The organism is Variovorax sp. TBS-050B (assembly GCF_029893635.1).
Classification (GTDB): domain Bacteria; phylum Pseudomonadota; class Gammaproteobacteria; order Burkholderiales; family Burkholderiaceae_C; genus Variovorax.
Genome location: NZ_JARXYR010000002.1, coordinates 3,733,585 through 3,757,737 on the forward strand (window position 1 = coordinate 3,733,585; position 24,153 = coordinate 3,757,737).

The window sequence follows — 24,153 nt, forward strand, 5'->3', positions numbered from 1 at the left end:
AGGCCTGACATGGAAATCTTCAACGCACTCATGGCGGGCTTCGCCGCCGCGATCACCCCCATCAACCTGATCTGGTGCCTCGTGGGCTGCGCCCTCGGCACGGCCGTCGGCGTGCTGCCGGGCATCGGCCCTGCGGTGGCGGTGGCGATGCTGCTGCCGATCACCGGCAAGGTCGACATCACCGCCTCGATGATCTTCTTCTCGGGCATCTACTACGGCGCGATGTACGGCGGCTCGACCACCTCGATCCTGCTGAACACGCCCGGCGAGACCGCGAGCATGGTCACGGCGATGGAAGGCAACAAGATGGCCAAGAGCGGGCGCGCGGGCGCCGCGCTCGCGACGGCGGCCATCGGCTCCTTCGTGGCGGGCACCATCGCCACGGTGATCGTCACGATGTTCGCGCCCTTCGTGGCCGAATTCGCGGTCAAGCTCGGCCCGCCCGAGTATTTCCTGCTGATGCTGCTGGCCTTCACCACCGTGAGCGCGGTGCTCGGCAAGAGCACGCTGCGCGGCATGACGGCGCTGTTCGTCGGCCTCGCGGCCGGCTGCATCGGCCTCGACCAGATCTCGGGCCAGGGCCGCTACACCGGCGGCGTCCCCGAGCTGCTCGACGGCATCGAGATCGTGCTCGTGGCGGTCGGCCTGTTCGCGGTGGCCGAGGTGCTCTATGCGGTGCTCTACGAAGGCCGCGTGGTCGAGGGCCAGAACAAGCTCAGCCGCGTGCACATGACCGCGCGCGACTGGAAGCGCTCGATCCCCGCGTGGCTGCGCGGTACCGCGATCGGCACGCCCTTCGGCTGCATCCCGGCGGGCGGCACCGAGATCCCGACCTTCCTGAGCTATGCCACCGAGAAGAAGCTCGCCAAGGACGAGGACGCCCGCGCCGAGTTCGGCACCAAGGGCGCGATCGAAGGCGTGGCCGGCCCCGAGGCCGCGAACAATGCCACCGTGACCGCGGCGCTGATCCCGCTGCTCACGCTGGGCATCCCGACCTCGAACACCACCGCCATCCTGCTCGGCGCGTTCCAGAACTACGGCATCCAGCCCGGTCCGCAGCTGTTCACCACCTCCGCCGCGCTGGTGTGGGCGCTGATCGCCTCGCTCTACATCGGCAACGTGATGCTGCTGGTGCTGAACCTGCCGATGGTGGGTCTCTGGGTCAAGCTGCTCAAGATCCCGAAGCCGCAGCTCTATGCGGGCATCCTGATCTTCGCGACCGTGGGCGCCTACGGCATGCGCCAGAGCGCGTTCGACCTGTTCCTGCTGTACGGCATCGGTCTGCTCGGCGTGCTGATGCGGCGCTTCGACTTCCCGACGGCACCGGTGGTGGTGGGCATGATCCTCGGGCCGCTGGCCGAAGCGCAGATGCGCAATGCGCTGTCGATCGGCGAGGGCAGTGCTTCGATCTTCTTCCAGCGGCCGATGTCGATCGTGCTGGTGGTGGTGATCGTGGCCGTGCTGGTGCTGCCGCGGGTGGCGAAGCGCATGAGCGATCGGAAGCTGGCCCGGCTGGCGGCTTGAGTCTTTGTTTGGGGATTGCTTTTCCGGGGCCGGGTCTCGCCCCGGCGGGCGACTCACTTTCTTTTGCTTCGCGAAAAGAAAGTAAGCAAAGAAAAGGCGACCCTACTGTCTGCGTCCCTCCGCTTCGCTGCGGGCAACCTGCGGTGCTCGACTCCGGCGGGGGTCCGCAGAACTCGCTCCGCTGCGCTGCGCTCAGACAGCTGCGGCCCTGATCCCGCCTCCATCTCCGCTCCTCGGCACAGCCAGAAGGGAGTGGGAGCCCAGCCGGGCCATCGCTTCGCTCGGCCAGCAACGCGCGCACGCGCAGCGTGCGCGCTTGTGTTTGGGGCCAAGCGAAGCGATGGCCCGTCGGTTTCCCTCCCCCTCTGGCTGCGCCGAGGAGCGGAGCGTTTCGCGGATCAGGGCTCGCAGCTGTTTGAGCGAAGCGAGTTCTGCGAGACCCCGCGAAACGCGAGCACCGCAGGTTGCCCCGTAGCGCAGCGGAGGGGTCGCAGACAGTGGGGGTCGCCTTTCTTTGCTTACTTTCTTTGGCGAAGCAAAGAAAGTGAGTCGCCCGCCGGGGCGAGACCCGGCCCCCGCCCCCAAACCAGCACAGCCACCATCAAGAAGAAGCCGGCCGCTCCACCAGATCGTCGTCGATGTGCGGATCCGCCGGCAACCCGCGCAAGCGCCGCACGGTCCGCCGAATCCAGTGCTCGATGTCGTCCACGTAGGTGAACACGGCCGGCACCACCAGCAGGCTCAACACCGTGGAGGTGATGAGCCCTCCGATCACCGCCATCGCCATCGGCGAGCGGAAGCTGGAGTCGGCGGCGCTGAGCCCCAGCGCGATCGGGGCCATGCCGGCGCCCATGGCCAGCGTGGTCATGATGATCGGCCGCGCGCGCTTGTGGCAGGCGTCGCGCAGCGCGTCCCAGCGGCTCATGCCGTGGTCGCGGCGCGCCACGATCGCGTATTCCACCAGCAGGATCGAGTTCTTGGTCGCAATGCCCATGAGCATGATCAGGCCGATCAGCGACGGCATCGACAAGGCCTTCTGCCCGATCAGCAGGCCGACGAAGGCACCGCCGAGCGCCAGTGGCAGCGCGCAGAGGATCGTCACCGGGTGCAGGAAGTCCTTGAACAGCAGCACCAGCACGATGTAGATGCACAGCACGCCCGTGAGCATCGCGAGGCCGAAGCTCGCGAACAGCTCGGTCATGACCTCGGCGTCGCCGATCTCGGTCACGCGCACGCCGGGCGGCAGCTTCTGGATCGAGGGCAGGCTGGTGACGGCCGTCTTCGCATCGCCCAGGCCGACGCCCGAGAGCTCGATCTCGAAGTTGACGTTGCGCGAGCGGTCGTAGCGGTCGATGACGGCGGGGCCGCCCTCCATCGTCAGCGAGGCCACCTGGCTCAGCATCACCGGGCCGCGGGCGCCGGGCACCGAGAGGCGGCCGATCAGGTCGAGGTCCTGGCGCGCCGAGTCCTCGAGCTTCACCACGATGGGCACCTGCCGCTGCGCGAGGTTGAGCTTGGCGAGCGCCTGGTCGTAGTCGCCGAGCGTGGCGACGCGCAGCGTCTCGGCGATGGCCGAGCTCGTCACGCCCAGGTCGGCGGCGCGCGCGAAGTCGGGGCGCACCGCGATCTCGGGGCGCACGAGGCTCGCGGTGGAGGTGATGTTGCCCAGGCCGGGCACGGTGCGCAGGTCCTTCTCGACCGCGCTCGCGGCGGCCGACAGCGCGGCCGGGTCCTCGCCGGTGAGCGCCAGGATGTACTTCTCGCCCGAGCCGCCCAGGCCGACGGTGCTGCGCACGCCGGGCAGGGTCTGCATCGCCTCGCGGATCTGGTTCTCGATCACCTGCTTGCGCGGCCGGTCGCCGCGGTCGTCGAGCTTGATGGTCAGCGTGGCCTTGCGCGTCTCGGGCGTGCCGAAGTTGGCGAACGGATCGCCGCCCGCGCTGCCGCCGGCCACGGTGGTGTAGACGCTCTTCACGTGCGGGATCTGCATCACGCGGCGGCGCGTTTCCTCCGCCGCGGCGGTGGTCTGCGCCAGCGTGGAGCCGGGTGCGAGCGACAGGTACACCTGCGTCTGCGAGTTGTCGTCGGGCGGGATGAAGCCGGTCTTGAGCAGCGGGATCATCGCGAGCGAGCCGAAGAAGAAGAGAGTGGCGAGCACCATCGTCTTGAAGCGGTGGTGCGTGCTCCATTCCACGGCGCGCATGTAGGCCCTGAGCCAGCCCGGCTCCTTCTCGGCACCGACGATCGGCTTCAGGATGTAGGCGGCCATCATCGGCGTGAGCATCCGCGCCACCACCAGCGAGGCGAACACCGCGAGCGAGGCGGTCCAGCCGAACTGCTTGAAGAACTTGCCGGCCACGCCGCTCATGAAGGCCGTGGGCAGGAACACCGCGATCAGCGTGAAGGTGGTGGCGATCACCGCGAGGCCGATCTCGTCGGCCGCCTCCATCGCCGCTTCATACGGCGACTTGCCCATGCGCAGGTGGCGCACGATGTTCTCCACCTCCACGATCGCGTCGTCGACCAATATGCCGACCACCAGCGAGAGCGCGAGCAGCGAGATCACGTTGACCGAGAAGCCCAGCAGGTGCATGCCGATGAAGGCCGGGATCACCGACATGGGCAGCGCCACCGCCGAGACGAAGGTGGCGCGCCAGTCGCGCAGGAACAGCCACACCACCACCACGGCCAGGATCGCGCCCTCGTACAGCAGGTGCAGCGAGCCGTCGTATTCCTCCTCGACCGGGTCGACGAAGTTGAAGGCCTCGGTCAGTTCGAGGTCGGGGCGCTGCGCCCGCATCTCGCCCAGCGCCTTCTGGATCGCGCGGCCCACCTCGACCTCGCTCGCGCCGCGGCTGCGGGCCACCTCGAAGCCGACCACAGGCTTGCCGTTGAGCAGCGCGGCGGCGCGCGGCTCGGCGATGGTGTCGCTGATGCGCGCCACCTGGTCGAGCCGGATGCGCCGGCCGTCGGACAGCGCGATCTGCATGTCTGCCAGCTGGTCGGCTGACTGCACGGTGGCCAGCGTGCGCACCGGCTGCTCGCTGCCGCCGAGGTCGATGCGGCCGCCCGCGCTTTCGGTCTGCACCTGGCGCAGCTGGCGCGAGATGTCGGCCGCCGAGGCGCCGAGCGCCTGCAGCTTCGCGGGATCGAGGTCCACGTGCACCTGGCGCGTGACGCCGCCCACGCGGTTGACCGCGCCCACGCCAGGCAGCGCGAGCAGCTTCTTGCTGACGTCGTTGTCGACGAACCAGCTCAGCGCCTCGATGTCCATGCGCGAGGAGGCGATGGTGAAGGCCAGCACCGGCTGCGCCGCGAAGTCGAGCTTGGTGACCACCGGGTCGCGCACGTCCGCGGGCAGGTCGGAGCGCACCTTCTGCACCGCGGAGCGCACGTCGTCCACGGCTTCCTGCACCGGCTTCTCGAGGCGGAACTCGACGATCAGCGTGGCGGCGCCGTCCTGCACCTTGGTCGTGATGTGCTTCAGGCCCTGGATGGTGGCGATGGAGTTCTCGAGCTTGCGCGCGACGTCGTTCTCGAGCTGCGAAGGCGCGGCGCCCGGCAGCGCCGCGGAGACCGTGACGGTCGGCAGGTCGATGTCGGGAAAGTTCTGCACCTTCATCGCGCTGAACGAGAGCAGCCCGCCGAAGGTGAGCAGCACGAACAGCATCACCGCCGGGATCGGGTTGCGGATGGACCATGCGGAAACGTTCATGGGCGGACCTTCGTTTCGGTGCTGCCGGCGCCGGGCGCCGAGGCCGGTGCCGCGGCGGGCCGGGCTGCCGCTTCCTCGGGCGTGGCGGCCGGGGCGGTCGCGGCGACGACGCGCACCAGGTCGCCGTCGTTCAGGAAGCCCGCGCCCTGCACCACGACCTGCGCGCCCTCGGGCAGCGCGCTCGTGATCTCCACGCGTTCGGCGAGGCGCCGGCCGGTCTGCACCTTCAGCTGCGTGACGCGGTTGTCGGGCCGCAGCACGAAGACGTTGTTGAAGCCGTCGCGCGGCACGATGGCGCTCTGCGGCACCGTGGGCGCGGTGCTGCGGCCGAGCTCGAAGTCGCCGCGCGCGAACATGCCGGCCTTGATGCCGGTGTTCTGCTGCACGTTCGGCAGGTCGACGTAGACCAGCGCGGCGCGCGTCTGCGGATCGACCGTGGGCGCGATGCTGCGCACCTTGCCGCGCACCTGCGCGCCGCTCGCGCCGACCACGAAGGCCGGCGTGCCGACCGCGACGCGGCTGAGTTCGGCCGAGGTGACTTCGGCGCGCCATTCGAGCCGGCCCTGGCGGATCAGCCGGAACAGCTCGGTGCCCGCGGCCACCACGCTGCCGACGGTGGCGGTGCGCGACGAGATCACGCCGTCGTCGGGCGCCAGCACCTGCGTGTTGCGGCCGCGCACCTCCTGCGCCTTCAGCACCGCCTCGGCCGCCTCGACGCGCGCCTTCGCGGTCTGCTCGGTGGTCTGGTACTGGTTGATCTGCTGCTGGCTCAGCGCCCCGGTGGCCTGCAGCGTGCGGGCGCGGGCCGCGTTGGCGGCGGCATCGGCCGCCGTGGCCCGGGCTTCGGCGAGCGAGGCCCGCGCCTGCGCGATGTCGGCCTGCACCGTCTCGGGCGAGAAGACCGCCAGTACCTGGCCCTTCTTCACCACGTCGCCCACGTTCACGCGCACTTCGGCGAGCCGCAGGCCGTTGGACTCGGAGCCGACGAGCGCCTCCTGCCAGGCCGCGACGTTGCCGTTGGCCGCGAGCGTGAGCATCAGCTCGGTGGGCTCGGGCTTCGCGACGGTGACCGTGAGCGCGGGCCGGGCCGCGGCGGCGCCGTCCTTGCCCTTGGCGTCGGCGGCCTCGTTCGCCGGCTTGCGCGTCAGCCACACGGCCGCGGCAGCGAGGATGAGGACCGCCAGCACGGCGATGACCAGGGTGGAGCGTTTGATTCTTTTCATGGCGTCGTCGCGACCTTGTGGGCCGGGTTGGAAGTCATTGCGGGCGATTCGGGGCGGTTCCAGCCGCCGCCCATCGAGCGGTAGAGCGCGACCCAGGCTTCGGTGCGCTCGCGTTGCAGCGACACGCGCGCCGTCTGCGCGGCGAACAGCGTGCGGCGCGAATCCTCCAGTTCGAACAGGCTCGCGAGGCCGCTCTGGTAGCGCGCCTGCGTGGCATCGAACGAGGCCTGGTAGTTCTGCACGGCGGCGTCGGCATCGGCGGCGCGCGCGTTGGTGCTGTCGAGGTTGACGAGCGCCTCCTCGACCTCGCGCACCGCCTGCCGCACGTTCGCCTTGTAGAGCGCCACGGCTTCGGTGTAGCGCGCCTTCGCGGCCTCGGCGTTCGCGGCCCGCGTGCCGCCGTCGAACAGCGGCACGGTGAGCGCGACCGGCCCGATGGTCCAGGTGTCGAGCGTCTCGCGGAAGCCGCTGGTGCGGAACTGCATGCGCCCGATCGAGCCCGAGAGCGACAGCCGCGGATAGCGCGCGGCCTCGGCGGCGCCCACGTCGGCGCTCGCCGCGGCCACGCCGAGTTCGGCGGCGTAGACGTCGGGGCGCTGCGAGATCGCCTGCGCGGGCACGCTGGCGACGCTGCCCACCGCCGGCAGCGCGCGCTGCGCGGGCGCGGCGGCGAGCTTCTGTTCGAGCGCGGTTTCGTCGATGCCGCTGAGCGCCACCAGCGCCTTGCGCTGCACGGCGCAGAGCGCGCGCTGCTGCGTCAGCCGGCCCGAGGCGTCCGAGGCGCTGGCGCGGGCCAGGGCGGCATCGGCCGGCGCCGTGAAACCCGCGCGTGCGGACAGGTCGGTGAGCCGCGCCGTCTCGCCGCGCGAGCGTGCGTCGGATTCGGCCACGCGCAGCTGCTGCTGGCAGGCGCGTTCGGCGAAGTAGGCATTGGCGGTCTCGGCGGCCACGGCCACGCGCGCCTCGTGCCACTTGGCATCGGCGCTTTCCTGCCGGCGCTGCGCCGCGTCGCGGTCGGCGCGCAGGCGGCCGAACAGGTCGATCTCCCACTGCGACTGCAGGCCGGCCTGCAGCGTGGTGATCGGCGCGGCGGCCGAGAGGGCGCTGCCGCTGCCGCCGCCGGTGCTGCCCGAAGCCGCGCCGCCGGTGCCGCCCGACGCGCCCGAGCCGAAGGACGAGCCCGAGACCCCGCGGCTCGCCGACAGCGAGCCGTCGAGGTTCGGCAGCAGCGCCGCGCCGGCCGCGACGCGCGTCGAGCGCGCCTCGGCCACGCGCGCTGCAGCGCTCGCCACGTTCGGGCTGGCGGCTTCGGCCGCCGCGATGAGTTCGTCGAGCAGCGGATCGTCGAGCTGGCGCCACCATGCGGCCAGCGACGCGAGCGAGCCGCCGTGCGGCAGCGGCGCATGCCACTGCGCGGGCAGCGGCGCCTCCACTTGCGCGGGCGGGCGCGCGAAGCCGCAGCCCGCGAGCACCAGCGGCGCGCAGAGGGCGGCAGCCATCCATCGAAGTCGGTTCATGTCTTCTTTCTCCGGGTACGGGGGGGCGTGGACGCAGGCTTTGCAGGAGCCGCGGCCTGGCGGCGCAGCACCTCGGCCTCGACCAGCGCGATCGCATAGCCCGTGAGCCGCTGCGCCCAGGCGTCCACGCTGCGCGCCGTGTTCAGCAGCGAGGGACGGATCGCGTCGACCAGGTCCTGGCTCACGAAGAGCTGCATCGCGAGGCCGGTGATGGCGAATGTCAGGCGATGCACGTCGTCGTCGGCCCGCGCCAGGCCGAGATGCCGGCACAGCACGCCCGCGATCGCCTGGTGCGGCGCCTTGATGTCGCGTTCCATCTCCTTGGCCCACTGGCTCGTGGGCTCGAGCATCTCGCGCAGGTGCAGCTGGATGCATTGGCGCACGATCTCGCCCTGCTTGAGCGGCTCGATCATGCGCGTGAAGTAGATGTGCAGCGCCTCTTCGATCGGCAGCTCGGGCGCGGCATACAGAGAGACGAAATCGCCCGCGTTGCCGCCCATCGGCTCGCCGAAGGTGGCGGCATAGAGCCCGGCCTTGTCGCCGAAGTAGTAGCTGATGGCCGAGATGTTCACGCCGGCCGAACGCGCGATCTCGCGCGTGGAGGTCTTGGCGTAGCCCTTGGCGGCGAAGAGGGCGAGGGCGGCGTAGAGAAGCCGCTGGCGTGCCTCCACGCCGTCGCTGCGCGGGGCGCGGGCGGAAGAAATGACCTGCAGGGCGGTGGCGCTCATGGCCCGCATTACACCATGCGGCAAATCAAACGTTTGATTTACTTAAGGCGCCGTGTGGGCTTTCTTTGTACCGCCGCGCCAATGTGCCATCGGCACATTTGCCAGCGCCGCTGCGAGGTGGGCGGACGGGGAGGCGCGCTACAGTTCCGGGCATGTCCGCCGTCCCTCCCGCTGCCGCACCTTCCGCCCTGCCGCTCGACGCGGAGGGCATTCTCGCGCTGGCCGCGCGCTCGATGTTTCATTTGTTTTCGAGCATCAGCCAGGGCATGTTCCTGGTCGACAGCACGGGGCGCATCGTCTGGGTGAACGAGGGTTACCGCCGCTTCCTGCCGGCGCTGGGCTTCTCGTCGATCGACCAGTTCCTCGGCCACATGGTGGAGGACGTGATCCCGAACACGCAGATGCGGCGCGTGCTCGAGACCGGCGAGCCGATCCTCGTGGACCTGCTGACCAACAAGGCGGGCACCTTCGTCGTCAGCCGCATTCCGCTGCGCGAGGAAGGCGAGGGCGGCGCGGGCGCAGTCATCGGCGCGATCGGCATCGTGCTCTTCGACCAGCCCGAGACCACGCTGCAGCCGCTCATCAGCAAGTTCGCGCTGCTGCAGCGCGACCTCGACGATGCGCGGCGCGAGCTGGCGAGCCAGCGCAACAACCCGCTCTACCAGCATGCGGCCGACGGCCAGCGGCGCTCCAAGTACACCTTCGCGAGCTTCATCGGCAGCAGCCCCGCGGCGGTGGAGGTCAAGCGCCATGCGCGCCGCGCCGCGCAGTCGACCAGCCCGGTGCTGCTGCTCGGCGAAACCGGCACCGGCAAGGAACTGCTCGCGCATGCGATCCATGCGACCTCGTCGCGCGCGAAGGGCCCGTTCGTCAGCCTCAACATCGCGGCCGTGCCCGACACGCTGCTCGAGGCCGAGTTCTTCGGCGTGGCGCCCGGCGCCTTCACCGGCGCCGACAAGCGCGGGCGCGAGGGCAAGTTCAAGCTGGCCGACGGCGGCAGCCTCTTCCTCGACGAGATCGGCGACATGCCGCTCGGGCTCCAGGCCAAGCTGCTGCGCGCGCTGCAGGAGGGCGAGATCGAGCCGCTCGGTTCGAACAAGCTGATTCCCTTCGACGCCCGCGTGATCGCCGCCACCTCGCGCGACCTGCCCGAGCTGGTGCGGCGCGGCCAGTTCCGCGAGGACCTGTACTACCGCCTCAACGTGCTGCCGCTGCGCGTGCCGCCCCTGCGCGAGCGGCGCGCCGACATTCCCGCGCTCGTCGAGGCGCTCGGCGAGGACATGGCGCTGCGCAGCGGCGAGGCTCCGCCCGAGCTCACCCCCGATGCCCTGGCGCTGCTCGCGGGCCAGCACTGGCGCGGCAACATCCGCGAGCTGCGCAACGTGCTCGAGCAGGTGACCATGCGCAGCGATTCGCAGCGCATCGACGCGGCGCAGCTCGAGCGCATCCTGCGCGAGGCCGGCCTCGAACAGATCGCGCCGCCCGAAGCCCAACCGCCCGAGAGCGATGCCGACGCGCAGGCTGCGTTGCTGCGCCCGCTCGCGCAGCAGGTGGCCGAGCTGGAGCGCCGCGCGATCGCCGCTGCGCTGGCGGCGACGGGGGGCAACAAGCTCGCGACGTCGAGGCTGCTGGGGATTTCGCGGGCGACGCTGTATGAGCGGATGACGAGTGCTGCTGGCGGGGCGTGAATGCGGGATCGGACGGCCGGACGCAGAGGACGCGAAGGTTTCGCGAAGGACGCGAAAGAACAGCCTTGAAGGAGGCTCCAAACCTTTGGGCTTTCTTTTCGCGTCCTCTGCGTCCGGATGCCGCTTTCCTCCCCGCGTAAACCCTGTCTGACTATCAGGCATCTGTCTGAAAACAAGACAAATCAACTGTCCTGAATCCAGCCGATCCATCGCGTTCCCGAATGAAGAAGCCTTTGCTTTCAAGGGTTTAGCGCATGGCACGAACTGTGCAATATTCAGTCACCTTTTCAAGGAGACAAAAAATGAACCGTCGCCACCTCGTCGCCCTGGCCGCGCTCGCCGCCTGTGTCGGCGCACCCGCCTGGGCCCAGTCCAACGAGATCCGCATCGCCCACATCTACAGCAAGACCGGCCCGCTCGAGGCCTATGGCAAGCAGACCCAGACCGGTCTGATGATGGGCCTGGACTACGCCACCGGCGGCACGATGACCGTCAACGGCAAGAAGCTCGTGGTGATCGAGAAGGACGACCAGGGCAAGCCCGACCTCGGCAAGTCGCTGCTCGCGGCGGCGTACTCGGACGACAAGGCCGCGCTCGCAGTGGGGCCGACCGCATCGGGCGTGGCGCTGGCCATGCTGCCGGTGGCCGAGGAATACAAGAAGATCCTGATCGTCGAACCCGCGGTGGCCGATTCGATCACGGGCGAGAAGTGGAACAAGTACATCTTCCGCACCGGCCGCAATTCGAGCCAGGACGCGATCTCGAACGCGGTCGCGATCGACAAGGCCGGCGTCACCGTCGCCACGCTGGCGCAGGACAACGCCTTCGGCCGCGACGGCGTGAAGGCCTTCGGCGCCGCGCTCAAGAAAGCCAAGCTGGTGCACGAGGAATACCTGCCGCCCGCGACCACCGACTTCACGGCCGGCGCGCAGCGCCTGATCGACAAGCTCAAGGACCAGCCGGGTCGCAAGATCATCTGGATCGTCTGGGCCGGCGCGGGCAATCCGTTCAAGATCGTCGACCTCGACCTGAAGCGCTACGGCATCGAGATCGCCACCGGCGGCAACATCCTGCCGGCCATGGCGGCCTACAAGAACCTGCCGGGCATGGAAGGCGCGGCCTACTACTACTTCGGCATCCCGAAGAACCCGGTGAACGAGGCGATGGTCTCGGCGCACTACAAGGAATTCAAGACGCCGCCGGACTTCTTCACCGCAGGCGGCTTCTCGGCCGCGATGGCGGTGGTCACGGCGCTCAAGAAGACCAACGGCGACACCGGCACCAACAAGCTCATCGCCGCGATGGAAGGCATGAGCTTCGACACGCCCAAGGGCAAGATGACCTTCCGCAAGGAAGACCACCAGGCGATGCAGTCGATGTACCACTTCAAGATCAAGGCGGACCCGGCCTTCGCCTGGGGCGTGCCCGAGCTGGTGCGCGAGATCAAGCCCGAAGAGATGGACATCCCCATCAAGAATAAGCGCTGAGCACAGCGCCGATCGCCACCGCCTCGAACCACTTCCTTCCCGTCCCGCGATGTTGCGGGACGGCGGACCTGCCTGCGCCTTTTTTCCGTTCGACATACCCACAACCGAAGGAGACAGCCATGCCAGCGAAGAAGTTGTTGATGAACTGGAAGGGATTTGCCGCGGCCGCCGCCGTGGCGATGGCGGCGCACACCGCGGGCGCCGCGGTGCCGCTGCCGGCGCTCGGCGCCAACCCGGCCGAGGTGAGCGTGTCGGGCCTGTCGGCCGGCGGCTTCATGGCGGTGCAATTGCACGTGGCCTATTCGGCCACCTTCAAGCGCGGCGCGGGCATCGTCGCGGGCGGACCGTACTACTGCGCGGAGGGCTCGGTGCTCAATGCCACGGGCCGCTGCATGACGCATTCGAGCAGCATCCCGGTGTCGTCACTCGTGAGCACCACCAACAGCTGGGCCGCGAACGGCACGATCGACCCCGTCTCGAACCTCGCGAGCTCGAAGGTCTACATGTTCTCGGGCACCTCGGACAACACCGTCAAGCAGGCGGTGATGGACGACCTGAAAACCTACTACCAGAGCTTCGTGCCGGCCGCGAACACGGTCTACAAGAACAACCTCGGCGCAGGCCATGCGATGGTGACGGACGACTACGGCGCGGCCTGCGGCACCACCGCCGCGCCCTACATCAACAACTGCGGCTTCGACCTCGCGGGCGAGATCCTGAAGCAGATCTACGGCCCGCTGAACCCGCGCAACAACGGCACGCTCGGCGGCAGCTTCACCGAGTTCAACCAGTCGGAGTTCATCTCGGGCCACGGCATGGCCGCCACGGGCTGGATCTACGTGCCGCAGGCCTGCACCACCGTCTCGTGCCGCGTGCACCTGGTGCTGCACGGCTGCAAGCAGAACTACACCGACGTGGGCGACCAGTACGTTCGCAAGACCGGCTACAACCGCTGGGCCGACACCAACAACATCGTGCTGGTCTACCCGCAGACCAGCACCGCGGCCATCAACAGCTGCTGGGACTGGTGGGGCTACGACAGCCTCAACTATGCGAAGAAGTCGGGGCCGCAGATGATGGCGATGAAGGCGATGATCGATCGCCTCACGGGTTCTTCGGGCGGCAGCGGGCTGCCCGCGCCGACCGGCGTCGGCACCTCGGGCGCCACCAGCACCAGCATGGTGATCGGCTGGGCCGGCGTCTCGGGCGCGAGCGGCTACAACGTGTACCGCGGCGGCAGCAAGGTCAATGCATCGCCCGTTGCGGCCACCAGCTTCACCGACACCGGCCTCGCGCCCTCGACCAGCTACAGCTGGACCGTCGCGGCGCTCGACGCGAACAACGTGCAGGGCGCGATGTCGGCCGCGGCCACGGGCACCACCACCGGCGGCAGCGGCGGCGGCACCTGCTACACCACGAGCAACTACACGCACACCATCGCCGGCCGGGCCTATGCGCTCTACGGCTTCACCTATGCCTACGGCTCGGGGCAGGCCATGGGGCTGTGGAACATCTACGTCACGACCACGCTGAAGGAAACGGCGCCGGGCTACTACGTCATCGGCAGCTGCTGAGGCCACTTTCTTTGCGATCTTTCATTCCTCATGAACCACGATGCTTGAGACCCGCGACCTGACCATCCGCTTCGGCGGGCACGTGGCCGTGAACGGCGTGAGCTGTTCGTTCGCGCCCGGCACGCTGACGGCCATCGTCGGCCCGAACGGCGCGGGCAAGACCACGTACTTCAACCTGATCTCGGGCCAACTCAAGGCGAGTGCGGGCACGGTGTGGCTCGACGGGCAGCCGCTCTCGGGGCTCTCGCCCTCGGCGCGCACGCGCGCGGGGCTGGGCCGGGCCTTCCAGCTCACCAACCTGTTCCCCAACCTCACGGTGCTGGAGAACGTGCGCCTCGCGGTGCAGGCCACGCGCGAAGGCGCGCACCGGCGCGGGCTCAACCTGTGGAGCATCTGGAGCGACCACCGCGGCCTGACCGAGCGCGCGGACCAGATCCTCGCCGAGGTGGCGCTGAAGTCGCGCGAGCACGCCACGGTGGCGAGCCTGCCGCACGGCGACCAGCGCAAGCTCGAAGTGGCGCTCCTGATGGCGCTCGAGCCGAAGGTGTTCATGTTCGACGAACCCACGGCCGGCATGAACGCGGCCGAGGCGCCCGTCATCCTCGACCTGATCCGCCGGCTCAAGAAGGACCGCACCAAGACCATCCTGCTGGTCGAGCACAAGATGGACGTGGTGCGCGAACTGGCCGACCGCATCATCGTGCTGCACAACGGCACGCTGGTGGCCGACGGCGATCCCGCCACCGTGATCGCCTCGCCGGTGGTGCAGGAGGCCTACCTGGGCGTTGCGAAGGAGGCCACATGAGCGCCGGCACGAACCTGTTGACCCTCGAAGGCGTGCACACGCACATCGGGGCTTATCACATCCTCCACGGCGTCGACCTCGTCGTGCCGAGGGGCCAGCTCACGATGCTGCTCGGCCGCAACGGCGCGGGCAAGACCACCACGCTGCGGACCATCATCGGCCTGTGGCATGCGTCGCAGGGCAGGGTGCGCTTCGGCGAGCGCGACATCACCGCGATGCGCACGCCGCAGATCGCCGAACTCGGCATCGCCTACGTGCCCGAGAACATGGGAATCTTCTCCGACCTCACGGTGAAGGAGAACATGCTGCTCGCCGCGCGCGGCGCGAAGAACGCTGCGCAGATCGACGACACGCGCCTGAAGTGGATCTTCCAGCTCTTCCCCGCGGTCGAGAAGTTCTGGAACCATCCGGCCGGCAAGCTCTCGGGCGGGCAGAAGCAGATGCTCGCGGTGTCGCGCGCGATCGTGGAGCCGCGCGAGCTGCTGATCGTCGACGAGCCCAGCAAGGGCCTCGCGCCGGCCATCATCAACAACATGATCGATGCGTTCGCCGAGCTCAAGCGCAGCGGCGTCACCGTGCTGCTGGTGGAGCAAAACATCCACTTCGCCCAGCGGCTGGGCGACACCGTCGCGGTGATGGACAACGGCCGCGTGGTGCACAGCGGCCCGATGGCGGCGTTCTCCGCCGATTCGCAACTGCAGCAGTCGCTGTTGGGACTGGCGCTATGAAAACCATGGAATTCGACTGGAAGCCGCTGCTTCTCGTGCCCGTGCTCGCGCTCGTCGCGCTGCCGCTCACGGGCTCGTTCTCGACCTGGCTCACGCTCACGGTCGCGGGCCTCGCGATGGGCATGATCGTCTTCATCATCGCCTCGGGCCTCACGCTGGTGTTCGGGCTCATGGACGTGCTGAACTTCGGCCACGGCGTGTTCATCGCGCTCGGTGCCTTCGTGGCGAGCAGCGTGCTGGGGCTGATGGGCGACTGGACCGGCTCGCAGGAACTCTGGCGCAACCTGGTGGCGGTGTTCCCGGCCATGCTGGTGGCGATGGCGGCCGCGGGCGCCGTGGGCCTGGCCTTCGAGCGCTTCATCGTGCGGCCAGTCTACGGCCAGCACCTGAAGCAGATCCTCATCACCATGGGCGGCATGATCATCGGCGAGGAGCTCATCAAGGTGATCTGGGGCCCCGCGCAGGTGCCGCTGCCGCTGCCCGATGCGCTGCGCGGCTCGCTGCTGGTGGGCGATGCGGCGATCAGCAAGTACCGGCTGCTCGCGGTGGCGGTGGGCGTGGTGGTGTTCGGGCTGCTCGCCTGGACGCTGGGCCGCACCAAGATCGGCCTGCTGATCCGCGCCGGCGTGCAGGACCGCGAGATGGTGGAGTCGCTCGGCTACCGCATCGGCCGGCTGTTCGTGGGCGTGTTCGTCGCGGGCAGCGCGCTCGCGGGCCTGGGCGGCGTGATGTGGGGGCTGTTCCAGCAGAACCTGGTGCCGCAGATGGGCGCGCAGGTCAACGTGCTGATCTTCATCGTGATCATCATCGGCGGACTGGGCTCGACCGGCGGTGCGCTGCTGGGTGCGTTGCTCGTGGGGCTGATGACGAACTACGTCGGCTTCCTGCTGCCCACGCTCACGCAGTTCGCGAGCATCTTCCTGATGGTCGCGGTGCTGCTGTGGCGGCCGCAGGGCGTTTATCCGGTGGCGAACCGATGAGGACCGCCGAAATCGGACAGCCGAACGCGGAGGTTTCGCAGAAGTCGCAAAAGCGAGACGAGAAAAATCTGAGGGTTTCTTCTGCGACTTCTGCGCGACTTTTGTATTTCTTCTGCGTTCGGTCCCCGTTCCCGCATTCGAGAGCCTTCCCATGCTGAGACGAATTCTTTCCAACGACATGCCCCAAAGCCGCCTGCTGGCGGTGCTGCTGGTGGCGCTGTTCCTTGCGCTGGCCTTCGCGCCGTTCATCTTTCCGGGGGTGAAGGCGCTCAGCGTCGCGGCCAAGATCCTGGTGTTCGTGGTGCTGGTCGCGAGCTTCGACCTGCTGCTGGGCTACACCGGCATCGTGAGCTTCGCGCACACCATGTTCTTCGGCATCGGCGCGTACGGCATCGCGATCTCGGCCTCGCGGCTCGGGCCGAACTGGGGCGCGATGCTCGCGGGCCTCGGCGCCGCGCTCGCGATCTCGCTGGTGCTCTCGCTCGCGATCGGGCTGTTCTCGCTGCGGGTGCGCGCGATCTTCTTCGCGATGATCACGCTGGCCGTGGCCTCGGCCTTCCAGACGCTGGCCTCGCAGCTGTCGGACTTCACGGGCGGCGAGGACGGCCTCACCTTCAAGCTGCCCGAGCTGCTGTCGCCGAGCTTCGAGTTCTCGGAGGAACCCTTCCTCGGCGTCTCGCTCGACGGCCGGCTGCTGTGCTACTACCTGCTCTTTGTGACCGCGGTGGTGCTGGTGCTCGCGCTGCTGCGCATCGTCAATTCGCCGTTCGGCCGCGTGCTGCAGGCGATCCGCGAGAACGAGTTCCGCGCCGAGGCGATCGGCTACCGCGTGGTGGTCTACCGCACCACGGCCGCGGTGCTGTCGGCGCTGTTCGCCACGCTGGCGGGCGCGATGCTCGCCATCTGGCTGCGCTACAACGGGCCCGACACCTCGCTGAGCTTCGAGATCATGATCGACGTGCTGCTGATCGTGGTGATCGGCGGCATGGGCACGGTCTACGGCGCGGCCATCGGCGCGGTGCTGTTCGTGGTGGCGCAGAGCTACCTGCAGGACCTGTTGCGCGTCGGCAGCGAGGCGGCGAGCGGGCTGCCGTGGCTCGCGGCGCTGCTGTCGCCCGACCGCTGGCTGCTGTGGCTGGGGGTGCTGTTCGTGCTCTCGGTGTACTACTTCCCGACCGGCATCGTCGGCAAGCTGCGGGCGAGGGCGGCACGATGAATCCACGTTCGAACTATGCGCAGCTCGCGGGCCTCGAAGTCCACTGGCTCGAATGGGGCGTGGCCGATGCGCCCGCGGTCATCGCCTGGCACGGCCTCGCGCGCACCTGCCGCGACATGGACGAGCTCGCCCAGCACTTCGCGGTGCGCGGCTTCCGCGTGATCTGCCCCGACACCATCGGCCGCGGTCTGAGCCAGTGGAGCGCGCGGCCCGACGAGGAATACAAGCTCTCGTTCTATGCCCGCCTCGCGGCCGCGCTGTGCGACGAACTGGCGCTCGACAGCGTGCACTGGGTCGGCACCTCGATGGGCGGCGCGATCGGTACGGTCTGCGCGTCGGGCCTGTTCGAGCCGCGCATGAAGGCGCGCATCGCCAGCCTGGTGCTCAACGACAACGCGCCCGAGCTCGCGCAGCCGGCGATCGAACGGATCCGCGCCTATGCCGGCGAGCCGCCGGCCTTCGCCACCGTGGCCGAGCTCGAAGCCTTCTTCCGCACCGTCTACAAGCCCTACGGCTGGCTCAGCGACGCGCAGTGGCGCCGCCTGACCGAAAGCTCCACGCGCCGCCTGTCCGACGGCCGGGTCACGCCGCACTACGACCCGGCCATGGTCCGGCAGTTCAGCGCGCACGACGACGACTACCTGATCTGGCCGCACTACGACGCCATCGACGTGCCCGTGCTGTGCCTGCGCGGCGCCGAATCGGACCTGGTGCTGCCCGCGGTGACCGCCCGGATGCAGCAGCGCGGACCCGGGGCCGCCGGCCTGCTGAAGGTGGTCGAGATCGAGGGTTGCGGCCACGCGCCCGCGCTCAACGTGCCCGAACAACTGGAGCTGGTCGAAGGGTTTATCCGCGCCGCCCGTCGCTGAGCGGAGGCCGGCGAGACAATCGCCGCCCAATCCAACCACGAGGACTGCACACCATGGCGCTTTCGATGTACGACCTGTCCGTTCCGGTTTTCTCGCGCGGGCTCGGCCAGCTCACCCACCTGCTCGAGAAGAGCCTGGCGCATGCCCGCGCCAACGACATCGATCCGCAGACCCTGGTGGACGCGCGGCTCGCGCCCGACATGCTCACGCTCGCGGGCCAGATCCAGCGCGCGAGCGATGCGTCGAAGCTCGGCGTGGCGCGCATCGCGGGCATCACGGCACCGAGCTTTGCCGACGAGGAGAAAAGCTACGACGAGCTGTTCGCGCGCATCGCGAAGACGCAGGATTTCCTGGCCACCGTGGACCGCACGCTGATCGACGGCCATGAGGACCGCCCCGTGACCATCAAGGCGCGCGAGGGCGAGGCGCACTTCACGGCCGAGCGCTACCTGCTGCAGTTCGCGCTGCCCAACTTCTTCTTCCACGTGACCACCGCCTACGGCGTGCTGCGCCACAAGGGCATGCCGATCGGAAAGTTGGACTATCTGGGCCGGTTCTGAGCCTCGGCCGGCGGCGCGGTCGGCCAGCCCGCGAGGTTGCGCTCGGCGATGCCCGCGAGCGCGGTGATCCAGGCCGGGCTGTCGTTGAGGCAGGGGATGTAGCTGAAGGCCTGGCCGCCCGCATGCAGGAAGGCCTCGCGGCCCTCCATGGCGATCTCCTCGAGGGTTTCGAGGCAGTCGGCCGGGAAGCCGGGGCACACGACGTCGACCCGCTTCACGCCGCTCGCGCCGAGTTCGCGCAGCGTGGGTTCGGTGTAGGGCTCGAGCCACCTGGCGCGGCCGAAGCGCGACTGGAAGGTCACGCGGTACTGCGCCTCCGGCAGCCCGAGCCGCCCGCCGAGCAGGCGCGCGGTCTCGAGGCACTGGACCTGGTACGGATCGCCGAGCGCGATGTTGCGCGCCGGAATGCCGTGGAAGCTCATCAACAGCACTTCGCCGCGGCCTTCGGTCTTCCAGTGCTGCTCGATGCGCAGCGCGAGGGCTTCGATGTAGCCGGGATCGTCGTGGTAGTCATTGACGAAGCGGAACTCCGGGATGCGCCGCTGCCCGCGGCTCCAGTCGGCCACGGCATCGAGCACGCTCGCGGTGGTGGTGGCCGAATACTGCGGGTAGGCCTGCAGCACCAGCACGCGCGACACGCCCGCGGCCTGGAGCGCATCGAGGCGCGAGGCGATCGAGGGGCTGGCGTAGCGCATCGCGTCGCGCACCGTCAGCCGATGGCCGCGCTCGCCGAGCCAGCCCGCGAGCAGCGTGGCCTGCTTCTCGGTCCACACCTTGAGCGGCGAACCCTCGGGCATCCAGATGCTCGCGTACTTGGCGGCCGACTTGGCAGGCCGGGTGCGCAGGATGACGCCGTACAGGATCGGCGCCCAGAGCAGCCGGGGAATCTCGACCACGCGCGGGTCGCCCAGGAACTCCGCGAGGTAGGGGCGGACGGCCGCGGCGGTGGGGGCATCGGGCGAGCCCAGGTTGCACCAGAGAACGGCGGTGCGCGAGGGGATGGAAGCGTGGTTCCCGGGGTCTTGAGGCATGCGATATTCTCGGGCATGACCTCCGCCTCCTCGGCGCTCGCGAACGCAGAGCCCCTCGACATCCAGCGCATTTCCGCGATCTCGCTCGACCTGGACGACACCCTCTGGCCGATCTGGCCGACCATCGAACGCGCCGAGGCGGTGCTGCACCAGTGGCTGCTGCGCGAGGCGCCCAAGACCGCCGCGCTGCTGGTCACGCCGGGCGTGCTGCGCCAGTTGCGCGAGGCCACCGCCAAGGAGCGTTCGGACCTGGCGCACGACCTCAGCGCGCTGCGCCGCGAATCGATCCGCACCGCGCTGCGCCACGCGGGGGAAGACCCGGCGCTCGCCGACCCGGCCTTCGACGCCTTCTTTGCCGAACGCCAGCGCGTGACGCTGTACGACGATGCGCTGCCTGCGCTCAAGTGGCTCAGCGAGCGCTATCCGCTGGTCGCCATTTCCAACGGCAACGCCGACATCCACCAGACGGGTGTCGGACGCTGGTTCCGCACCGCCTTCAACGCGCGCGCCTTCGGCAGCGGCAAGCCGCATGCGCCGATCTTCCGCGCCGCGGCGGCATCGGTCGGGCTGCTGCCCAAGGACGTGCTGCACGTGGGTGACGACGCCGAGCTCGACGTGGTCGGCGCCCTCAACGCCGGCATGCAGGCCGCGTGGCTCGTGCGCGACGAGCGGCCGTGGGCGCACGGGGCGCGCCCGCAGCTGATCGTGCCGAACCTGCACGCGCTGTGCGTGGCGCTCGGCGCCTGAGCGCTACGCGAACACCGGCCGGAAGAAGCTGCGCTCGTAGCTGAGGATGCAGCGGGTCTCTTCGGCATAGCGGAATGCGGCCTGGCATTCGGCGTCCTGCATCGAATCGCTGCGGTAGGTCTCGTAGGCCGCGAGGCTCGGAAAACTGAACATCGCGAGCGCCACGTTGTTCGCGCCTTCCGACGGCAGGAAGTAGCCGTGGTGCCGGCCGCCGAACTTCTCGACCAGCGGGATCCACAGCTTGCCGTAGTGTTCGAATTCCTTGAGCTTGTAGGGATCGACGATGTAGCGCAGGTAGCAGGTGACCATGTCGGTTCTCCAAAAAGAAGGGGGAGCGGCGGCGCCGGAGGACTGCCTCAGTCGAGTCCGAACCGCTCGCGCAGCGCGGCGCAGAAATCCGCGGTGCCGCCGAGCGAGAAGGTCACGGTGTCGAGATCGGGCGCCTCGCGCGTCTGCTGCAGGTCGAAGTCCCAGCGGTTGCCATCGTCGAGCGGGCCGCGTGCATCGGGAAAGGCGCTGTCCGCCCAGGCCAGCACGTGGGCGACCTCGGCGAGCACTTCGCTCGTCTTGGCGGGCGCGGTGGTGGCCATGGCGTCGAAGGTGCCGTGGCCTTCGGTGTCTTCGCTGTAGTCGAAATCGAGGTATCGCAGGGCAGTCATGGTGGGGTGGCGCGCGCGGCCGCCAGTCCGCTGAGGACGGCGCCTTCGAGCGTAGCAGGGTAGGGGCCTTCGATGTAGTCGCCGCAGGCCGCAAGGCCCGGCGCGATCGCCATCGGCGGGCGCGCGAGGCCGGGCAGGCAGGCGAAAGTGGCGCGCTTCTCGACCACGGTCTGCACGATCTGCAGGCCCGACTGGCCGAGCTGCCAGTCGGCCTGCGCGAGCGTCTGCCGCTCGAGCGTTTCGCGCGCCGTGGCGTTGGCGCTGACGACCATCGCGAGCACGCCCTCCGGGCCGCCGAGCTGGCCGCGATCGAACACGAACTGCGCCGGCGCGCGCGCGGGGTCGCTGCGCAGCGCGAGCATCGGCGCCGCGAGCGGCGAGGCGCCGCACAGGTAGACGGTGGCGATGGCCTCGAAGCGCAACGCCTCGGCGGCGGTGCACCAGTGCTCGGCCGGCACGCCTGCGGCGCGCACGAGCCGGGCGGCGTCCCAGGGCGCGCAGGCCAGGACCACGCGGTCGAAGCTTTCGCCATCGACCTGCCAGCGTCCGCCCGCGGGCGCGATCGTGCGCACGCGCGTGCCGATGCGCAGCGCGGCGCCGTGCCGCGCCAGCCAGGCGAGCGCTGCATCGGGCAGCAGCGCGCCGAGGTCGGTGCGCGGCAGCAGCAGGTCGGCACCGCCGCGGCCGCTGAAGAGCGCGTCGTTCAGCACGCGCAGGAACACCTGCCCGCTCGATTGCGCGACCGGCGTGTTGAGCGCCGAGACGCAGAGCGGCTCGATCAGTTCCTGCATCACGCGCTGCGTGAGGCCGGCGCAGAGCGCGGCCACGGTGGTGTCGGCATCGCAGCGGAAACCCGCAAGCCGCCATCGCGTGGCGGTGCGCAGCAACGCGGCCTTGTCGCGCCAGGTCCAGCCGCGTGCGGTGACGATGCCGGCCAGCAGGTCGAAGGGCGGCGGCAACTTCGGCAGTGCCAGGCCGCCGCCATCGGCGAAGCGCAGCGACAGCGGCATTCGCAGCAGCGTGCGCTCCGGGTCCACGCCCAGTTCGCGCATCAGCGTCAGCGTGGCGGTGTAGGCGCCGATCAGGATGTGCTGGCCATTGTCGAGCGCCATGCCGTGCATGTGGTCGACACGGCGCGCGCGGCCGCCGGCGGTGGGGGCCGCCTCGAACAACGTGACGGCGTGGCCCAGACGCACGGCCTCGACCGCGCAGGCCAGGCCGGCCCAGCCGGCGCCGACGATGGCGGTCTTCATGAACGGTGCATCCGGACGAGTCCCGCGGCCGCGGGCGGCATGCTCATATCCGCCCGAGCGCCTGCACCTTCCACGCCAGCCAGAACTTGCGCACCGGCGTCAGGCTCACGCGCTGGTGGAGCACCTGGAAGTCGTCGCGCTCGATCTCGCGCAGCAGCGTGCGGTAGATGCTCGCCATCATGAGCCCGGGCTTCTGCGCGCGCCGGTCGGCGGCGGGCAGCCGCGCGAGGGCGTCGTCGTAGGCGGCGTGCGCGCGGGCGGCCTGGAACTTCATCAGTGCGACGAAGCGGTCCGAGTGCACGCGGTTGAGGATCTCGTGCGCCTTCACGTCGAACTGCTGCAGTTCGTTGACCGGCAGGTAGATGCGTCCGCGCATCGCGTCCTCGCCCACGTCGCGGATGATGTTGGTGAGCTGCAGCGCGAGGCCGAGCTTGTGCGCGTAGGCGGTGGTGCCGGCGTCGCTCTGGCCGAAGATGCGGGCCGCGACTTCGCCCACCACGCCGGCCACCAGGTGGCAGTAGCGCGCGAGGCCGGGGAAGTCGAGGTAGCGCGTCTGGTCGAGGTCCATCTGGCAGCCGTCGATCACCTCGTCGAGCTGGCGGGCCTCGATGCCGTAGGTCGCGGCGTGCGGCATCAGGGCCTGCATGACCGGATGGCGCGGGGTGCCGGCGAAGGACTGCGCCACCTCGGTGCGCCACCAGGCGAGCTTGGTCGCGGCCACGCCGGGGTCGCTGACCTCGTCGACCACGTCGTCGATCTCGCGGCAGAAGGCGTAGAAGGCGGTGATCGCGGCGCGCCGCGGCTTGGGCAGGAACAGGAACGCGTAATAGAAACTGCTGCCCGAGGCGGCGGCCTTGTCCTGGACGTATTGCTCGGGATTCATCGATGGAGCGCTTTCATGGGCGGCCATTGTCTCCGCATCCGCAGCGCGCGCCAGGCGAGCAGGGGCGCGTCGAACCGGGTGATCTTCGGGCGCTGCGAGAAGGTGTCGAAGCCCAGATCCTCGATCTTGTCGAGGATGCGCAGCCCGCCCTGGACCACGAAGCGCAGTTCCCAGCCCGCGCGGCCCGGCAGCCGGTGCACCAGCGGTGCGCCCTGCATCATGAGTTCGCGCGCCCAGGCGCTCTCGACCGCGACCAGGTTGATCGCCTCCTGCGGCGGCGGCGCGTCGGCCAGCGGCTGGAATACCTTGAAGTGCTCGCGCGCCAGGCCGCGCCGTGCGCAGTCGGCGAGCGGGAAATAGAAGCGCTCGCGCGGCAGGTCCACGCTCGGGTCCTGCCAGAAATTGATCAGCTGCAGCGCGCTGCAGATCGCGTCGCTCTGTGCCAGCGCCTCCGGGTCGTGCACGCCGTACAGGTGCAGCAGCAGCCGGCCGACCGGATTGGCGGAGCGGCGGCAGTAGTCGAGCAGCTCGGCGCGGTCCGCGTAGCTGCCGCGGTCGCGGGTCTTCTCGATGTCCTGCACGAAGGCGCTCAGCAGGTCGGCGAGCAGCGCCTCGGGCAGCGAGAAGCGCGCCATCTCGTGCACCAGCGGCGCGAACACCTGCGGCCAGCGCGAATCGGCGCGCACGCCGCCCTGCGCCGCGGCGGCGAGCTCCTGCCGGTAGGCATGCAGGTCGGCGAGCCGCTCGTCGGGGGAGGCATCGCCCTCGTCGGCGATGTCGTCGGCGGTGCGGGCGAAGTGGTAGATCGCGGCGATCGGCGCGCGCAGATGCGGCGGGCACAGCCAGGAGGCCACGGGAAAGTTTTCGTAGTGCGCGGGGGGCGCGGCGGTGGGGGATGGTGCGGACACGCGGCGATTGTCCGCGAGGCGCGGCACGCCTCCGCCATCGTCCATTGCCGCGTCGCCG

21 protein-coding genes are annotated in these 24,153 nt (G+C 69.6%); 11 read left to right on the forward strand and 10 right to left on the reverse strand.

Going from position 1 to position 24,153, the window contains the following annotated elements; all coding sequences use genetic code 11:
* Positions 1-9: 9 nt before the first annotated feature.
* Positions 10-1,524, forward strand: a complete 1,515-nt coding sequence (locus tag M2165_RS20305) for a tripartite tricarboxylate transporter permease (RefSeq protein ID WP_280816389.1) — start codon at positions 10-12, stop codon at positions 1,522-1,524.
* 601 nt (positions 1,525-2,125) lie between these two features.
* Here M2165_RS20305 and M2165_RS20310 read toward each other — a convergent pair.
* From M2165_RS20310 to M2165_RS20325, 4 genes are read right to left on the reverse strand one after another with little or no spacing between them, the layout of a single operon-like run.
* Entirely contained in the window at positions 2,126-5,239 is a 3,114-nt protein-coding gene (locus M2165_RS20310; protein ID WP_280816390.1) for an efflux RND transporter permease subunit, read from the reverse strand.
* Complete coding sequence (locus tag M2165_RS20315; protein WP_280816391.1) at positions 5,236-6,462, reverse strand: efflux RND transporter periplasmic adaptor subunit; 1,227 nt, start codon at positions 6,460-6,462, stop codon at positions 5,236-5,238. Before M2165_RS20315 ends, M2165_RS20310 begins: the two co-directional genes overlap by 4 nt.
* A complete protein-coding gene (locus M2165_RS20320; protein ID WP_280816392.1) occupies positions 6,459-7,979 on the reverse strand; it encodes an efflux transporter outer membrane subunit in 1,521 nt (506 codons plus the stop codon). Before M2165_RS20320 ends, M2165_RS20315 begins: the two co-directional genes overlap by 4 nt.
* Complete coding sequence (locus M2165_RS20325) at positions 7,976-8,707, reverse strand: CerR family C-terminal domain-containing protein (protein ID WP_280816393.1); 732 nt, start codon at positions 8,705-8,707, stop codon at positions 7,976-7,978. Before M2165_RS20325 ends, M2165_RS20320 begins: the two co-directional genes overlap by 4 nt.
* 152 nt (positions 8,708-8,859) lie before the next feature.
* Here M2165_RS20325 and M2165_RS20330 point away from each other — a divergent pair, with 152 nt between their 5' ends.
* The 9 genes from M2165_RS20330 (at position 8,860) to M2165_RS20370 (ending at position 18,614) form a co-directional block, all read left to right on the forward strand.
* Positions 8,860-10,395, forward strand: a complete 1,536-nt coding sequence (locus tag M2165_RS20330; RefSeq protein ID WP_280816394.1) for a sigma 54-interacting transcriptional regulator — start codon at positions 8,860-8,862, stop codon at positions 10,393-10,395.
* A gap of 302 nt (positions 10,396-10,697) precedes the next feature.
* Positions 10,698-11,882 carry a substrate-binding domain-containing protein gene (locus tag M2165_RS20335; protein ID WP_280816395.1) on the forward strand — a complete coding sequence of 395 codons (1,185 nt, stop codon included), beginning with the start codon at positions 10,698-10,700 and terminating at the stop codon, positions 11,880-11,882.
* 119 nt (positions 11,883-12,001) lie between these two features.
* Positions 12,002-13,456, forward strand: a complete 1,455-nt coding sequence (locus tag M2165_RS20340) for a PHB depolymerase family esterase (RefSeq protein WP_280816396.1) — start codon at positions 12,002-12,004, stop codon at positions 13,454-13,456.
* Positions 13,457-13,496: 40 nt separating this feature from the next.
* Positions 13,497-14,261 (forward strand): ABC transporter ATP-binding protein, encoded by a 765-nt coding sequence (locus tag M2165_RS20345; RefSeq protein ID WP_280816397.1) that lies wholly within the window; start codon positions 13,497-13,499, stop codon positions 14,259-14,261.
* Positions 14,258-14,989, forward strand: a complete 732-nt coding sequence (locus M2165_RS20350; RefSeq protein WP_280816398.1) for an ABC transporter ATP-binding protein — start codon at positions 14,258-14,260, stop codon at positions 14,987-14,989. Before M2165_RS20345 ends, M2165_RS20350 begins: the two co-directional genes overlap by 4 nt.
* Positions 14,986-15,969 (forward strand): branched-chain amino acid ABC transporter permease, encoded by a 984-nt coding sequence (locus tag M2165_RS20355; RefSeq protein ID WP_280816399.1) that lies wholly within the window; start codon positions 14,986-14,988, stop codon positions 15,967-15,969. Before M2165_RS20350 ends, M2165_RS20355 begins: the two co-directional genes overlap by 4 nt.
* Positions 15,970-16,120: 151 nt before the next feature.
* Positions 16,121-17,185: a branched-chain amino acid ABC transporter permease gene (locus tag M2165_RS20360; protein WP_280816400.1), complete on the forward strand. Its 1,065-nt coding sequence runs from the start codon at positions 16,121-16,123 to the stop codon at positions 17,183-17,185.
* Positions 17,182-18,054 (forward strand): alpha/beta hydrolase, encoded by an 873-nt coding sequence (locus M2165_RS20365; protein ID WP_280816401.1) that lies wholly within the window; start codon positions 17,182-17,184, stop codon positions 18,052-18,054. Before M2165_RS20360 ends, M2165_RS20365 begins: the two co-directional genes overlap by 4 nt.
* 53 nt (positions 18,055-18,107) lie before the next feature.
* Positions 18,108-18,614, forward strand: a complete 507-nt coding sequence (locus M2165_RS20370; RefSeq protein ID WP_280816402.1) for a DUF1993 domain-containing protein — start codon at positions 18,108-18,110, stop codon at positions 18,612-18,614.
* Here M2165_RS20370 and hemH read toward each other — a convergent pair.
* Positions 18,596-19,645, reverse strand: coding sequence for a ferrochelatase (gene hemH / locus M2165_RS20375; protein ID WP_280816403.1), 1,050 nt, complete (start codon positions 19,643-19,645; stop codon positions 18,596-18,598). The two genes, M2165_RS20370 and hemH, sit on opposite strands and share 19 nt — an antisense overlap.
* Before the next feature lie 15 nt (positions 19,646-19,660).
* Between hemH and M2165_RS20380 the strand changes: the two genes are divergently transcribed.
* The gene (locus M2165_RS20380) at positions 19,661-20,392 is read left to right on the forward strand and encodes an HAD-IA family hydrolase (protein WP_280816404.1); all 732 of its coding nucleotides are present in this window, start codon (positions 19,661-19,663) and stop codon (positions 20,390-20,392) included.
* A gap of 3 nt (positions 20,393-20,395) precedes the next feature.
* Here the strand turns inward: M2165_RS20380 and M2165_RS20385 are convergent, their stop codons facing one another.
* From M2165_RS20385 to hpnC, 5 genes are read right to left on the reverse strand one after another with little or no spacing between them, the layout of a single operon-like run.
* The gene (locus M2165_RS20385; protein ID WP_280816405.1) at positions 20,396-20,701 is read right to left on the reverse strand and encodes an NIPSNAP family protein; all 306 of its coding nucleotides are present in this window, start codon (positions 20,699-20,701) and stop codon (positions 20,396-20,398) included.
* Between the two features lie 47 nt (positions 20,702-20,748).
* Positions 20,749-21,051, reverse strand: coding sequence for a hypothetical protein (locus M2165_RS20390; RefSeq protein ID WP_280816406.1), 303 nt, complete (start codon positions 21,049-21,051; stop codon positions 20,749-20,751).
* A complete protein-coding gene (hpnE, locus tag M2165_RS20395; protein ID WP_280816407.1) occupies positions 21,048-22,304 on the reverse strand; it encodes a hydroxysqualene dehydroxylase HpnE in 1,257 nt (418 codons plus the stop codon). Before hpnE ends, M2165_RS20390 begins: the two co-directional genes overlap by 4 nt.
* Positions 22,305-22,347: 43 nt before the next feature.
* Entirely contained in the window at positions 22,348-23,187 is an 840-nt protein-coding gene (gene hpnD, locus M2165_RS20400; RefSeq protein ID WP_280816408.1) for a presqualene diphosphate synthase HpnD, read from the reverse strand.
* Entirely contained in the window at positions 23,184-24,140 is a 957-nt protein-coding gene (hpnC, locus tag M2165_RS20405) for a squalene synthase HpnC (RefSeq protein WP_280816409.1), read from the reverse strand. Before hpnC ends, hpnD begins: the two co-directional genes overlap by 4 nt.
* Between the last annotated feature and the right edge of the window lie 13 nt (positions 24,141-24,153).